The sequence below is a fragment of the Arenimonas fontis genome, from assembly GCF_008386465.1.
Taxonomy (GTDB): Bacteria; Pseudomonadota; Gammaproteobacteria; order Xanthomonadales; family Xanthomonadaceae; genus Arenimonas; species Arenimonas fontis.
In genome coordinates this window covers 1-12,937 of record NZ_VUOD01000004.1, presented here as the reverse complement: position 1 = coordinate 12,937, position 12,937 = coordinate 1, and the positions used below count along the sequence as shown (strand labels likewise).

The 12,937-nt window shown below is 69.4% G+C and carries 14 protein-coding genes; 11 read left to right on the top strand and 3 right to left on the bottom strand.

Annotated elements, in window-relative coordinates; all coding sequences use genetic code 11:
• Window positions 1-66 precede the first annotated feature (66 nt).
• On the bottom strand, window positions 67-543 hold the full coding sequence (gene ybeY, locus F0415_RS06075; protein ID WP_149860317.1) for an rRNA maturation RNase YbeY: 477 nt from the start codon (window positions 541-543) through the stop codon (window positions 67-69).
• Window positions 540-1,523 (bottom strand): PhoH family protein, encoded by a 984-nt coding sequence (locus F0415_RS06070; RefSeq protein ID WP_149860316.1) that lies wholly within the window; start codon window positions 1,521-1,523, stop codon window positions 540-542. Before F0415_RS06070 ends, ybeY begins: the two co-directional genes overlap by 4 nt.
• Window positions 1,524-1,670: 147 nt before the next feature.
• Between F0415_RS06070 and F0415_RS06065 the strand changes: the two genes are divergently transcribed.
• The 4 genes from F0415_RS06065 to F0415_RS06050 are packed head-to-tail and all read left to right on the top strand — an operon-like array spanning window position 1,671 to window position 5,428.
• Window positions 1,671-2,435 (top strand): TetR/AcrR family transcriptional regulator, encoded by a 765-nt coding sequence (locus tag F0415_RS06065; RefSeq protein WP_149860315.1) that lies wholly within the window; start codon window positions 1,671-1,673, stop codon window positions 2,433-2,435.
• Entirely contained in the window at window positions 2,416-3,381 is a 966-nt protein-coding gene (locus F0415_RS06060) for an HlyD family secretion protein (protein ID WP_149860314.1), read from the top strand. The genes F0415_RS06065 and F0415_RS06060 overlap by 20 nt, the downstream gene beginning before the upstream one ends.
• Window positions 3,382-3,398: 17 nt before the next feature.
• Window positions 3,399-4,319 carry an ABC transporter ATP-binding protein gene (locus tag F0415_RS06055; protein ID WP_149860610.1) on the top strand — a complete coding sequence of 307 codons (921 nt, stop codon included), beginning with the start codon at window positions 3,399-3,401 and terminating at the stop codon, window positions 4,317-4,319.
• Complete coding sequence (locus F0415_RS06050; RefSeq protein ID WP_149860313.1) at window positions 4,316-5,428, top strand: ABC transporter permease; 1,113 nt, start codon at window positions 4,316-4,318, stop codon at window positions 5,426-5,428. The genes F0415_RS06055 and F0415_RS06050 overlap by 4 nt, the downstream gene beginning before the upstream one ends.
• An 83-nt stretch (window positions 5,429-5,511) precedes the next feature.
• Here F0415_RS06050 and miaB read toward each other — a convergent pair whose 3' ends face one another.
• On the bottom strand, window positions 5,512-6,870 hold the full coding sequence (gene miaB, locus F0415_RS06045; protein WP_149860312.1) for a tRNA (N6-isopentenyl adenosine(37)-C2)-methylthiotransferase MiaB: 1,359 nt from the start codon (window positions 6,868-6,870) through the stop codon (window positions 5,512-5,514).
• Between the two features lie 137 nt (window positions 6,871-7,007).
• On the opposite strand from miaB, the gene F0415_RS06040 reads away from it, so the two are divergent.
• The 7 genes from F0415_RS06040 to F0415_RS06010 all read left to right on the top strand — a co-directional run bounded on the left by F0415_RS06040 (window position 7,008) and on the right by F0415_RS06010 (window position 12,772).
• Window positions 7,008-7,886 carry a lytic transglycosylase domain-containing protein gene (locus F0415_RS06040; RefSeq protein ID WP_149860311.1) on the top strand — a complete coding sequence of 293 codons (879 nt, stop codon included), beginning with the start codon at window positions 7,008-7,010 and terminating at the stop codon, window positions 7,884-7,886.
• A 119-nt stretch (window positions 7,887-8,005) separates the two neighbouring features.
• On the top strand, window positions 8,006-8,611 hold the full coding sequence (petA, locus tag F0415_RS06035) for a ubiquinol-cytochrome c reductase iron-sulfur subunit (protein WP_149860310.1): 606 nt from the start codon (window positions 8,006-8,008) through the stop codon (window positions 8,609-8,611).
• Window positions 8,611-9,867 (top strand): cytochrome b, encoded by a 1,257-nt coding sequence (locus F0415_RS06030; RefSeq protein ID WP_149860309.1) that lies wholly within the window; start codon window positions 8,611-8,613, stop codon window positions 9,865-9,867. The genes petA and F0415_RS06030 overlap by 1 nt, the downstream gene beginning before the upstream one ends.
• Window positions 9,860-10,594 (top strand): cytochrome c1, encoded by a 735-nt coding sequence (locus F0415_RS06025; RefSeq protein WP_149860308.1) that lies wholly within the window; start codon window positions 9,860-9,862, stop codon window positions 10,592-10,594. Before F0415_RS06030 ends, F0415_RS06025 begins: the two co-directional genes overlap by 8 nt.
• A gap of 209 nt (window positions 10,595-10,803) precedes the next feature.
• Window positions 10,804-11,439, top strand: a complete 636-nt coding sequence (locus F0415_RS06020; RefSeq protein WP_149860307.1) for a glutathione S-transferase N-terminal domain-containing protein — start codon at window positions 10,804-10,806, stop codon at window positions 11,437-11,439.
• The gene (locus F0415_RS06015; protein ID WP_149860306.1) at window positions 11,436-11,867 is read left to right on the top strand and encodes a ClpXP protease specificity-enhancing factor; all 432 of its coding nucleotides are present in this window, start codon (window positions 11,436-11,438) and stop codon (window positions 11,865-11,867) included. Before F0415_RS06020 ends, F0415_RS06015 begins: the two co-directional genes overlap by 4 nt.
• 98 nt (window positions 11,868-11,965) lie before the next feature.
• On the top strand, window positions 11,966-12,772 hold the full coding sequence (locus F0415_RS06010; protein WP_149860305.1) for an FHA domain-containing protein: 807 nt from the start codon (window positions 11,966-11,968) through the stop codon (window positions 12,770-12,772).
• Window positions 12,773-12,937: the final 165 nt, after the last annotated feature.

Sequence of the window (12,937 nt, the reverse complement as noted above, 5' to 3'; positions counted from 1 at the left end):
AGTTTAGCGCATCACCCGTGTCCGCAACCCTGCCGGTACCGGAGAACCCACCCGCAAAGCGGGAAGTCAGTTCCCGCCGGGCGCGTAGGGATCCGGGTAGCCGAGGGTGGCGAGGATCTCGCGCTCGATCTGCTCCATGGCCTCGGCCTCCCGCTCGTCCTCGTGATCCAGCCCCAACAGATGCAACACCCCATGTACGGTCAGGTGCGCGTAGTGCGCCGCCAGCGGCTTGCCCTGCTCGGCGGCCTCGCGCGCCACCACCGGCGCGCAAATCACCAGATCGCCCAGCAGGGGCAGGTTCACCCCCTCGGGCAATTCGGCCGGAAAACTCAGCACATTGGTGGCGTAGTCCTTGTTGCGATAGTGCCGGTTCAGGGCGCGGCCCTCTTTCTCGTCCACCAGACGGATGGCGAGGTCGGCTCGCCGGATCCGGCCGCGGGCGGCGGCGGCCACCCACTTGCGGAAACTGGCGGCGGTCGGCAGCCCCTTGCGCGGCAAGCCGTAGCTGACGCAGACCTCGAGCCGGAGCGGGCCCCGGGTCATGGTGGCGGATCCTTGCCGTCACGGGCGTCGTAGGCGCGCACGATCCGCGCCACCAGCGGATGCCGTACCACGTCGTGGGCTTCGAAGAAGGTGAAGCTGATGCCTTCGATTCCGCGCAGCACGTCGATGGCGTCGCGCAGCCCCGATTTCTGGTGCTTGGGCAGATCCACCTGGCTGAGGTCGCCGGTGACGACCGCGGTCGAGCCGAAGCCGATCCGGGTCAGGAACATCTTCATCTGTTCGATGCTGGTGTTCTGTGCCTCGTCCAGGATCACGAAGGCGTCATTGAGCGTGCGGCCACGCATGAAGGCCAGCGGCGCGATCTCGATGACGTTGCGCTCCAGCAGCTTGGCCACCTTCTCCACTCCCAGCATTTCGTACAGGGCGTCGTAGAGCGGGCGCAGGTAGGGATCGACCTTCTGGCTGAGGTCGCCCGGCAGGAAGCCCAGTTTCTCGCCGGCCTCGACCGCCGGCCGCACCAGCAGCAGGCGTTGCACCCGGCCCTCGTTGAGTGCGTCCACCGCCATGGCCACCGCCAGGAAGGTCTTGCCGGTGCCGGCCGGGCCGATGCCGAAGTTGATGTCGTGGGTGGCGATGCTGTGCAGGTACTTCTGCTGATTGGCACCGCGGCCGCGGATATTGCCGCGCTTGACCCGGATGCTGACTTCCTGGGCGGCGTAGTCGTCGGCGGCCACCTGGGCCAGATGCGACTCGCCCAGGCGCAGGTGGATCTTGCGGGCATCCAGGGGTTCGCGGCCGGCGTCCTCGTAGAGCCGGCGCAGCAGCTTTTCCGCAGCATCGGCCGCCCGCTGCTCGCCGGTGATCCGGAACACGTGGCCGCGGTTGGCGATCTGCACGCCCAGCCGCAACTCGAGCTGGCGCAGGTGTTCGTCGAAGGGGCCGGCCAGGTTGGCCAGGCGCTCGTTGTCTTCGGGTTCCAGGATGAAGTCGCGCTGGACGCTCTGGGTGGGACTGCTCATGGGCGATGGCGGCACGGCCGAAGCGGCCAGGCGTCTCGGGGCGCACAGGGTAGCGCCGCGGTGCCCGGATCGGCCACCTGGATGCGAGCCGGGCCGGGAGCAGGGCAGGGGTTGACTTAATTAATGAATGAATTAATTATTCGCGCCATGAAACGAAAGCCCCCCGACACGCCTTCCCGGTCCGAGGCCCCGGATGTCCGTCCCGAGGGCCGTTCCGGCCGCCGCGCCGGCGCTCGTCCGGCCCGGGCCTCCGCGGCCGGTCCGGCGCGCCGAACGCCCGGCCGGCCCGGTGCCGACACCCCCGAACTGCGGCCGCGACTGCTCGACGCCGCCCTGGCCTGCTACGTGGAAAAGGGCATCGCCGCCACCTCGCTGCGCGACATCGCCGCGCGCGCTTCGGTGACGCCGGCCATGCTGCATTACTACTTCGGCGACAAGGACCGGCTGCGGGAGGCGGTGATCGCCGAGCGGCTGATGCCGGCCATCGGTGGCTTGCGCGAGGCCGTGCTCGCCGCCGGCGAGGACCCGGCCGACGTGGTCGGCGCCTTCGTCAACGGCATCGCCCGGCTGGTGGCCGAGCACCCGTGGCTGCCGCCGCTGTGGGTGCGGGAAGTGCTGAGCGAAGGCGGAGCGCTGCGCGGCATCCTGCTCAACCAGGTCGGCCCGGCGATGGCCCGCGTCATGGTCGGCCGTTTCGCCGCCGCCCAGGCCAGGGGCCGCCTCAATCCCGAACTCGATCCGCGCCTGCTGATGGTGTCCCTGGTCGGGCTGACGCTGTTCCCCGCCGCCGGCGCGCCGATCTGGCGCCGGCTGTTCGACGCCGACGACCTGCCTTTCGACGCCGTCCGTCGCCACACCCTGGCCCTGCTGGACCGTGGCCTGGAGCTCTCCGATGAAAAGAACGACCGCTGATCGCAGTCTGGCCGCGGTAGCCGTGCTGGCCGTGCTGGCGCTGGCGTCCTGCCAGCCATCCCCGCCGCAAGCCCTGGGCACGGTGGAGTGGGAGCGCATCACCGTGCCGGCGCCGGTGGCCGAGCCGGTGCTGGCGCTGGAGGTGCGCGAAGGCCAGCGGGTCGCGGCCGGCGACCTGCTGCTGCGCCTTGATCAGACCCGCCAGAATGCCCGTCTGGAGGCCTTGCGCAGCCAGGCGCGGCGTGCCCGCGAGCAACTGGCGGAACTGCGGGCCGGCCCGCGTTCGGAAACCATCGCCCAAGCGCGCGCCCGCCGCGATGCCGCCCGTGCCCGGTTGGCGGAGGCCGAGGCCCAGTATCGCCGGGCGCAGTCCCTGACCGGGCGGCAGCTGGTGTCGCGCGCCGATCTGGATCGCGCCCGCGCCGCCCGCGACGGCGCCCGCGCGGAACTCGAGCAGGCCGGACAGGCCCTGCTGGAACTCGAACACGGCCCCCGCGCCGAGCATCTGGCCCAGGCGGAGGCCGCGCTGGCCGCCGCCGAGGCCGAGGTGACCGACCAGGAGGCCCTGCTGGCCAAGCTCAGTCCGGTCGCGCCGCGTGCCGGCCTGGTAGACAGCCTGCCCTACAAGGCCGGCGACCAGGCGCCGGTGGGTGCGCCGCTGGCAGTCTTGCTGGTCGGCGAGGCGCCGCACGCGCGCGTCTACCTGCCGGCCGCGCTGCGCGCCCGGGTGGCGGTCGGCGACCGCGCCCTGGTGCGGGTCGAGGGCCGCGAGGAGGTCTATGAGGGCAGGCTGCTCATGATCCGCTCGCAGCCCAGTTTCACGCCCTACTACGCCCTGGCCGGCGACGATGCCGAGCGGCTGAGCTACCTGGCGGAGATCCAGCTCGGCACCGAGGCGGCGACACTGCCGGCCGGCTTGCCGGCGCAGGCGGAGTTTCCGCGGTGAATCAGCCGCAGCCGGCCATCCGGGCGCGCGGGCTCAGTCGGCGCTTCGGCGAGCTGCTGGCGGTCGACGGCGTCGATCTGACCGTGCCGCGGGCGCATGTCTATGGCTTTCTCGGCCCGAACGGCTCGGGCAAGTCCACCACCATCCGCATGCTCTGCGGCCTGCTCACGCCCAGCGCGGGCCAGATCGAGGTGTTGGGCATGCGGGTGCCGGAGGAAGCCGAAAGCCTGCGCCGGCGGATCGGCTACATGACGCAGAAGTTTTCGCTGTTCGAGGACCTGAGCGTGCGCGAGAACCTGGAGTTCCTGGCGGCAGTGCAGGGCATCCCGGCACGCGCGGCGAAGAAGCGGGTGGACGAGCTGATCGGGCAATTCCATCTCGGCGATCGGCAGCGGCAGCTGGCCGGCACCCTCAGCGGTGGCCAGAAGCAGCGCCTGGCCCTGGCCGGGGCGGTCATCCACCGGCCGGAACTGCTGCTGCTGGACGAGCCGACCAGTGCCGTTGACCCGGAGTCGCGACGCGATTTCTGGGAGAAACTCTTCGAGCTGGCCGACGCCGGCACCACCCTGCTGGTGTCCACCCACTACATGGACGAGGCCGAGCGCTGCCATCGCCTGGCCATCCTCGACCGCGGCGTGCTGGTCGCCGACGGCACCCCGGCCGAGCTGGTCGAGCGCCTGCGCGGCCGCAGTGTCGAAGTCGCATCGGCGACGCCACGGCGCGCCTTGCAGGTGCTGGCCGGCCAGCCTGGCGTGGTCAGCGCCGCCCAGATCGGCAACCACCTGCGCCTGCTGCTGGCCGGGGCGGAGGACGCCAGAGGCCGCCTGCGCGAGGCGCTGCGCGGGGCCGGCATCGAGGCCGAGGTCTCGCTGTCGGTGCCAAGCCTCGAAGACGTGTTCGTCGCCGCCACCCGCGGCCGCAAGGGAAAGGCCGCATGAACTGGCATCGCCTGGCCGCCATCGTGGTGAAGGAGGCGCGGCAGATGCGCCGCGACCGCATCAGCCTGGCCATGATCGTCGGCATTCCGGTGATGCAGTTGCTGCTGTTCGGCTACGCCATCAACCTCAACCTGCGTGGACTGGAAGCCGGCATCGCCGACCAGGCCGGCAGCGCCGCGTCGCGCGCCGCGGTCATGGACATGCTGGCGACCGGGGTGATCGCCGCGCGCGCACACGCCGCCACGCCGGAGCAGTTGATGGACATGCTGCGTCGGGGCGAGATCAGCGTTGGCGTGGCGGTTCCGCCGGACTTCGAGCGGCGCCTGGCCGACGGCCGCGAGGCCATCCAGGTGCTGGTGGACGGCAGCGACACCGCGGTGCAGAACGCCGCTGCACAGCTGGCCCAGATGCCGCTGGCGCCGGCGCCGGCGCCGGTCGCCGGCGAGGCCGCGCCCGGCGCGCCCGGCGACGGCCCGATCCGGGTGGTGCCGTTCTACAACCCGGAGCGGCGCTCGGCGGTGAACATCGTGCCCGGCCTGATCGGCGTGATCCTGACCATGACCATGGTGATGTTCACCGGCATGGCCATCGTCCGCGAGCGCGAGCGCGGCAACATGGAGTTGTTGATCACCACGCCGGTGACCCGCACCGAGCTGATGGTCGGCAAGGTGCTGCCCTATGCCCTGATCGGGCTGGTCCAGACCACGGTGGTGCTGATGCTGGGCCTGTGGCTGTTCCAGGTGCCGATCCGCGGCAGTCTTGCCGACGTCTACCTGGCGGCGGTGCTGCTGATCCTGGCCAACCTGAGCCTGGGCCTGCTGGTCTCGACCATGGCGCGTTCGCAATTCCAGGCCATGCAGATGACGTTTTTCCTGTTCCTGCCGTCCATGCTGCTGTCGGGGTTCATGTTCCCGTTCGCCGGCATGCCGGCGCCGGCGCAATGGCTGGCCGAGCTGTTGCCGCTGACCCACTTCCTGCGTCTGATTCGCGGCGTGATGCTGCGCGGCGCCGGGCTCTGGGAGTTGTGGCCGGAAGTGCTGGCGCTGCTGGTGTTCACCGCCCTGATGATGACCGCGGCGATCCTTCGCTTCAGCAAGCGGCTGGACTGATGCCGGCTGCCCGCGGGCGGGGGCGCGGACGCGCCTGCGAGCGGGCGCTCCGGCAGCCGGCTTGGCTCCGGCCGGAAGGCGGTTCAGGCCGCGGCCTCGTCCACCGTCACCACTTCGCCGCGCAGGGAATTGGCCAGGGCGGCGGTGATGCGCACGTCCACGAACTGGCCGACCAGGCGCTTGCCGCCCGGGAAGTTCACGCTGCGCATGTTCTCGGTCTTGCCGGTCAGCTCGTCCGGGTTGCGGGCGCTGGGGCCCTCGACCAGCACGCGCTGAATGCTGCCGACCATGGCCTCGGCGTAACGGCGGGCATTGTCGTTGATGGCGGCTTGCAGGCGCTGCAGGCGGGCATGGGCGACCTCGGCCGGCACTTCGCCGGGCAGGTTGGCGGCCGGTGTGCCGGGCCGGCGCGAGTAGATGAAGGAGAAGCTCTGGTCGAAGCCGATTTCCTCGATCAGCCTCATGGTGGCCTCGAAGTCGCGGTCGGTCTCGCCGGGGAAGCCGACGATGAAGTCGGAGCTGATGGCGATATCGGGCCTGGCCTCGCGCAGGCGACGGATCTTGGCCTTGTATTCCAGTGCCGTGTGGCCGCGCTTCATCACCGCCAGGATGCGGTCCGATCCGGATTGCACCGGCAGGTGGAGATAGGCGGCCAGCTGCGGCACCTCGCGGTGGGCCTCGATCAGGCTGTCGCCGAACTCGACCGGGTGCGAGGTGGTGTAGCGGATGCGGCCGATGCCCTCGATCTGGGCCACTGCCCGGATCAGCAGGGCCAGGTCGGCCTCGTCGCCGTCGGCGGTGCGGCCGCGGTAGGCATTGACGTTCTGGCCCAGCAGGTTGATTTCGCGCACGCCCTGGGCGGCCAGCTGGGCGCATTCCAGCAGCACGTCGTCGAAGGGGCGGCTGACTTCCTCGCCGCGGGTGTAGGGCACCACGCAGAAGCTGCAGTACTTGCTGCAGCCCTCCATCACCGAGACGAAGGCGGTCGGGCCCTCGGCACGCGGTTCGGGCAGGCGGTCGAACTTTTCGACCTCCGGAAAGCTGATGTCCACTTGCGGCCGGCCTTCCGCCCGCCGCGCCTCGATCATGGCCGGCAACCTGTGCAGGGTCTGCGGCCCGAACACCAGGTCCACGAACGGGGCGCGCTTCAGGATGGCCTCGCCCTCCTGGCTGGCCACGCAACCGCCTACACCGATCAGCACCGGCTTGTCCTTCTTCAGCTGCTTCCAGCGGCCGAGCTGGGAGAAAACCTTCTCCTGGGCCTTCTCGCGGATGGAGCAGGTGTTGACCAGGATGACGTCGGCCTCGCTCTCGTCCTGGGTCAGTTCCAGGCCGTGCTCGGCCCGCAGTACGTCGGCCATGCGGGCCGAGTCGTACTCGTTCATCTGGCAACCGTGGGTCTTGATGTAGAGCTTGCCCCTGGTGGGCGGGGTTCCGGGCATGGCGGCGCTTATTCCGTTCCGGGAGGGGCGGCATTGTAGCGCCGGGCGGCGGCCGGGACCCGGCCGGCATGGGCTGCGGCCGGCGTTTCCCCTGGGAAGCTTGGCAATCCGGCCTTCCGGGAGTAAATCTCGCGCCCATGTCTCCGCGCCTGCCCCTGCTGGCCTGCCTGCTGTTTGCCGCCGCCCCGGCGGAGGCCGGCACGCTTTACCGCTGCACGGGCGCCGACGGCATTCCCAACTACACCAGCAAGAAGGTGCCCGGCGCCAGCTGCAAGGTGGTGGCCAACTACGGCCCGGCCGACGCCAGGCCGCGGGCGCCGGCGCCCGGGCCGACGCCACCCGCGGGTTCCCGGGGCGGCGAAGCCGGGCTGCAGTCACGGGTCGAGTTCCGTACCGCCGGCCCTGGCCAGGCGCCGGCCGCCGCGCCGGCGCCCGCGGCCGGCGCGCGGGTGACACGCGGTGCGGTCTACAGGTACGAGCGGGACGGCGTGGTGCACTACACCAACGTCAGGCCGCCCGGCGGCAGCGCCGCCACGCTGCTGTTCACCTACGTGGAAACCTGCTACGCCTGCGGGCTCTTGCCGGGCGTGGATTTCCACACCGTTCGCCTGGACACCGAGTCCTATGCCGCCGAGGTGCGGGCGGCGGCCGGGGAGTTCGGGGTCGAGGAGGCGGTGGTGCGGGCGATCATCCATGCCGAGTCGGCGTACCGGCCCGACGCAGTGTCTCATGCCGGCGCCCAGGGCCTGATGCAGTTGATCCCGGCCACGGCCGAGCGTTTCGGGGTGCGGGACGTGTTCGATCCGGCCCAGAACATCCGCGGCGGCGTGCAGTACCTGGCCTGGTTGCTCAAGCGCTACGACGGCGACCTGAGTCTGGCCGCCGCCGGCTACAACGCCGGCGAGGGCGCGGTGGACCGCTACGGCGGCATCCCGCCCTATGCCGAGACCCGGCGTTACGTCGAGCGCGTGGGCATCCTGGCCGAGCGCTACCGCGGCGCCCTGGCGGCCAACTGAGGCCGCGGACGGCGTTGCCGCCCTCGCGCGGGGTCCGTTAGAATCGCGCATCTTTGCGGGCCCCCAGCGGGCCTCCGCAGCGGATATCAGCCAAATCGCCAATCGTTTCGGAGAGCCGGATGGCTAACCAAGGGGTCAACTCAGGCCGCCGCCGCTTCCTGACCGCCAGTACCGCCGTGGTCGGTGCGGTGGGCGCGGGTTTCGCGGCCGTGCCGTTCATCAGTTCGTGGAAGCCCAGCGCCCGGGCCCAGACTGCCGGCGCGCCGGTGGTCGTGGACATCAGCAAGATCGACCTCGAGCCCGGCATGCGCATGATCGTGCAGTGGCGCGGCAAGCCGGTCTGGATCTTCAAGCGTACGCAGGAGCAGCTGGCGGCGCTGCCGGGCCTGGACGAGCGCCTGCGCGACCCGTCTTCCGAGAATGCCGACCAGACCCCGGGCTTCGCCCGCAACGGGTACCGCTCGATCAAGCCGGAAATCGCCGTGATGGTGGGCATCTGCACCCACCTGGGCTGCTCTCCCAGCTACGTACCCGAGATGCTGCCGCAGCCCTACGACAGCCAGTGGCAAGGCGGCTTCTACTGCCCCTGCCACAACTCGCGCTTCGACCTGGCCGGCCGCGTCTTCCAGGGCGTGCCGGCGCCGTCGAACCTCGAGGTGCCGCCCTATCACTTCCAGGACGACAACCACATCGTGGTGGGCGTCCCGCCTGAAGGAGCCGCGTGATGTCGAACCTGATCACCCGCGCCATCGAAGGCGTGACCGGCTGGGTCAACGACCGTGCCCCGGCCCTGGTGCCCATGTACCGGAAGCACATGTCGGAGTACTACGCTCCGAAGAACTTCAACCTCTGGTACTACTTCGGCTCCCTGGCCCTGCTGGTGCTGGTCAACCAGATCGTCACGGGCATCTTCCTGACGATGCACTACAAGCCCTCGGCGGCCGAGGCCTTCGCCTCGGTCGAGTACATCATGCGCGATGTGGAGTGGGGCTGGCTGATCCGCTACATGCACAGCACCGGTGCCTCGATGTTCTTCGTGGTGGTGTACCTGCACATGTTCCGCGGCCTGATCTACGGCTCCTACCAGAAGCCGCGCGAGCTGGTCTGGATCCTCGGCATGCTGATCTTCCTGGTGCTGATGGCCGAGGCCTTCATGGGCTATGTGCTGCCCTGGGGGCAGATGTCCTACTGGGGCGCGCAGGTGATCATCAACCTGTTCGGCGCCATTCCGGTGGTGGGCACCGGACTGACCGAATGGATCCGCGGCGACTACCTGGTTTCCGACGCCACCCTCAACCGCTTCTTCGCCCTGCACGTGATCGCCCTGCCGCTGGTGCTGCTGCTGCTGGTGGTGCTGCACCTGGGCGCGCTGCACGAGGTCGGTTCCAACAACCCGGACGGTGTCGAGATCAAGAAGGGCCCCAAGGGCAACCGCTGGTCGCCGACCGCGCCGGCCGACGGCATTCCCTTCCACCCGTACTACACCGTCAAGGACCTGTTCGGCGCCGGCTTCTTCCTGATCATCTTCGCCTTCATCGTGTTCTTCGCGCCGACGATGGGCGGCTGGTTCCTGGAATGGGACAACTTCGTCAAGGCTGATCCGCTGGTCACTCCGGAGCACATCAAGCCGGTCTGGTACTTCACGCCCTTCTACGCGATGTTGCGTGCCATCCCGGACAAGCTGATGGGCGTGATGGTGATGGGTGGCGCGGTGATCATCCTGTTCGGCCTGCCCTGGCTGGACCGCAGCCCGGTCAAGTCGATCCGCTACCGGCCCCTGCTGCACAAGGTGCTGGTGGCGATCTTTGCCGTCGGTTTCGTGATCCTGGGCTGGCTGGGCGCGCAGTCGGGCTCGGACACCCAGAAGCTGGTGGCGCAGATCCTGACCGCCTACTACTTCGCCTTCTTCATCTTCATGCCGTTCTGGTCCCGCATGGGCCAGTTCAAGGCCGTTCCCGAGCGGGTGACCACGCATGACTAAGCTGCGCTTCTTCGCCCTCCTGCTGGCCCTGGCGCCGGCCGTCGGCCTGGCCGCCGGCGGCGCCAAGCTCGAACACTCGGGTACCGACCTCGGCGACCGCGCCTCCCTGCAACGGGGCGCCGGCCTGTTCATGAACTACTGCGCCGGCTGCCACTCCCTGTCCATGCAGCGTTATTCGCGTCTGGGCGAGGACCTGGGCCTGAGCCAGGAGCAGGTCGAGCGTTTCCTGATTCGGGGCAATGCCAAGTACGGCGAGCCGATCAACACTGGCATCACCGCCGGCGACGGTGAGGCCTGGTTTGGCAAGGCAGCGCCCGACCTGAGCCTGGTGGCCCGCGCCAAGCTGGGCGGTCCGGACTGGGTCTACAGCTACCTCAAGGGCTTCTACGTGGATGAGTCCCGGCCTCTTGGCTGGAACAACACCGTCTTCCCGGGTGCCTCCATGCCGCACGTGCTGTGGGAGCTGCAGGGGATCCAGCGGCCGGTCTACGACGTGGATGCCGAGGGCCAGGCGCACCTGGTCCGGCTGGAGCTGGTCAAGCCCGGCCGGCTCAGCCCGGCCGAATACGACCGGGTCGCCCGCGACATCAGCGCCTTCCTGCAGTACGTGGCGGAGCCGGCCGCGCTGCAACGCGAGTCGGTCGGCGTCTGGGTGATCCTGTTCCTGGCCCTGTTTACGCTGCTGGCCTGGCTGCTCAAGGCCGAGTACTGGCGCGACGTGCACTGAGGCCCGGCGAAGCTGCGAACATCGGGCCGCCTTCGGGCGGCCCTTTGTTTTCAATGACTTGGCTTCGCTTCCCGGGCGCGGGGCGCTCCTGAGCCGCGGCCGGTGCCGGGACCCCGCCGTCTTGCGGGGCAACGGCCATTTCGGGCAGGGTTGGGGGCGCTCGCGACCGCCGGCAGGCGCCGGTGGCGCCCAGTCCCTGGGGGAGTTCGATGGCTGCCAGCCCGCGCATTCGCAATGCCCTGACCCTGTTTTCCGCCCGTGATTGCGTCGTCTGCCACCGGGTTCGCCTGGTGCTGGCAGCCAAGGGCGTCAGCTATGAACTGGTACCCGTGGATCCGACCGATCCGCCCGAGGATCTGGTGGACCTCAACCCCTACCACTCGGTGCCGACCCTGGTGGATCGCGACCTGGTGCTGTACGCCGCCTCGGTGGTGTCCGAATACCTGGACGAGCGCTACCCGCACCCACCGCTGATGCCGGTGGACCCGCTGTCTCGGGCCCGGCTGCGCCTGGCCATGCTCCGGCTCGAACACGACTGGGTGCCGCATGTGCAGGCCATCCAGCACGGTGGCAAGGCCCAGGCCGATGCCGGCCGCAAGCGGCTGAAGGAGCTGCTGCTGTCCTCGCTGCCGCTGTTCAAGGCCTCCAGGTTCTTCCTCAACCCCGAGATGAGCCTGGCCGATTGCGCGATCGCGCCGATCATCTGGCGCCTGCCCGCTCTCGGCATCCAGTTGCCCAAGGAAGCCAAGGTGATCGAGGACTATGGCATGCGCATCTTCCGCAACCCGGCCTACCTGCGTAGCCTGACGCCCGAAGAGAAGAACCTTCGCGAGCTGCCGCAATGACCGGAACGGTGCCCCGCATGGGGTCCAATCGCCCCTACCTGCTGCGGGCGTTGCACGAGTGGATCAACGACAACGGCATGACCCCCTATCTGCTGGTGGATGCGGAACGGGAGGGTGTACGGGTGCCGCCTTCTGCGATCAAGGACGGCAAGGTGGTGCTGAACATCGCACCGCGTGCGGTCGCACAACTGGTGATGGACAACCGGAGCGTGCGCTTCCTGGCCCGCTTCGGTGGCGTCAGCCAGGCGGTGGAAGTGCCGATGCCGGCAGTGCTGGCGATCTATGCCCAGGAAACCGGGCAGGGCATGATGCTGCCCGAGGACGGGGAGCCCGAAACCCCCGGGCCGGACTCGCCCGAGCCGTCGCCACTGGGCCCGGACGAGGGCGGTCCGGGCGGTCGGCGCGCACATCTGCGCGTGATCAAGTGATGCTGCCGCAGCGCCCCGTGACGGGCACGCGTCACCATGGATAAACTGCCGCCGCCAGGGTCCCGGCGGACCGGTTGCCTATTCGCAGGAGAGCGGACATGAAACTGGTGTTTCCCAACGGCGAACACTCGCAGGTGCTGCTCAGCCACGGCGTGAACCGGATCGGGTCCGCGGGTGACGTGGCGGTGCTGCTGAACGACCCGGCGATCGCGCCGCTGCACTGCGAGATCCATGTCACCGGCACCGGCGCCAACCTGCAGGTGCCGGCGGGCGGCGGTCCGGTCTCGGTGAACGGCAAGCCGGTATCCGACATCATGGCGCTGCGGCCCGGCGATCAGATCGGTTTCGCCCATGTGATCGCCAGGTTCGCGGTCGTCGAGGCGGCGAGACCGGCGTCGGCCGGCGCCGACACCGGCCATCCGGACGAGGACACGGGCGCCACCCGGGTCCGGACGGCGGTGCCGAAGTTCGTCCTGCGTGGAGTGTCGGGCGCCGTATTCGGCAAGGTGTTCCCGGTTACCGGCCCCCTGGTGATCGGTCGGGCGGTGGAGGCGGACATCTCGGTGCCGGCCGAGGAGATCTCGCGTCGGCATGCCTTGGTAAAGCCCACGCCCGACGGCCTGTCGGTCGAGGACCTGGGTTCCAGCAACGGCACTTACATCAACAACCGGCGGGTGCAGCAGGGCTTTCTTGGCCCAGGCGACGAGCTGCGCCTGGACGCGGTGCGGTTCATCCTGGTGGCGCCAGGCATGGAGATGGCGCAGCGCACCGCGCGCCTGATCACTCCCAGCGGCCCGGCCGAGCCGGCGCCGGCGCCGGCTTCGGCGATCAGCAAGTGGGTGCCGATCATGCTCACCCTGGCCGCCATCGCCGTGATCGTCGCCCTGGTCCTGAGCCGCGGCTGACTTCTTGACTTCTGATCTGACCCTTTGATCTGACCCCGGGGTCAGATCAAAGGGTCAGATCAAAGGGTCAGATCAAAGGGTCAGATCAAAGGGTCAGATCAAAGGGTCAGATCAAAGGGTCAGATCAAAGGGTCAGATCAAAGGGTCAGATCAAAGGGTCAGATC

What these genes read in the sequence shown, in the direction of transcription:
- ybeY (WP_149860317.1), bottom strand. Translation starts at nt 543, where the DNA reads ATGACCCGGGGCCCGCTCCGGCTCGAGGTCTGCGTCAGCTACGGCTTG.
- F0415_RS06070 (WP_149860316.1), bottom strand. Translation starts at nt 1,523, where the DNA reads ATGAGCAGTCCCACCCAGAGCGTCCAGCGCGACTTCATCCTGGAACCC.
- F0415_RS06065 (WP_149860315.1), top strand. Translation starts at nt 1,671, where the DNA reads ATGAAACGAAAGCCCCCCGACACGCCTTCCCGGTCCGAGGCCCCGGAT.
- F0415_RS06060 (WP_149860314.1), top strand. Translation starts at nt 2,416, where the DNA reads ATGAAAAGAACGACCGCTGATCGCAGTCTGGCCGCGGTAGCCGTGCTG.
- F0415_RS06050 (WP_149860313.1), top strand. Translation starts at nt 4,316, where the DNA reads ATGAACTGGCATCGCCTGGCCGCCATCGTGGTGAAGGAGGCGCGGCAG.
- miaB (WP_149860312.1), bottom strand. Translation starts at nt 6,870, where the DNA reads ATGCCCGGAACCCCGCCCACCAGGGGCAAGCTCTACATCAAGACCCAC.
- F0415_RS06040 (WP_149860311.1), top strand. Translation starts at nt 7,008, where the DNA reads ATGTCTCCGCGCCTGCCCCTGCTGGCCTGCCTGCTGTTTGCCGCCGCC.
- petA (WP_149860310.1), top strand. Translation starts at nt 8,006, where the DNA reads ATGGCTAACCAAGGGGTCAACTCAGGCCGCCGCCGCTTCCTGACCGCC.
- F0415_RS06030 (WP_149860309.1), top strand. Translation starts at nt 8,611, where the DNA reads ATGTCGAACCTGATCACCCGCGCCATCGAAGGCGTGACCGGCTGGGTC.
- F0415_RS06025 (WP_149860308.1), top strand. Translation starts at nt 9,860, where the DNA reads ATGACTAAGCTGCGCTTCTTCGCCCTCCTGCTGGCCCTGGCGCCGGCC.
- F0415_RS06020 (WP_149860307.1), top strand. Translation starts at nt 10,804, where the DNA reads ATGGCTGCCAGCCCGCGCATTCGCAATGCCCTGACCCTGTTTTCCGCC.
- F0415_RS06015 (WP_149860306.1), top strand. Translation starts at nt 11,436, where the DNA reads ATGACCGGAACGGTGCCCCGCATGGGGTCCAATCGCCCCTACCTGCTG.
- F0415_RS06010 (WP_149860305.1), top strand. Translation starts at nt 11,966, where the DNA reads ATGAAACTGGTGTTTCCCAACGGCGAACACTCGCAGGTGCTGCTCAGC.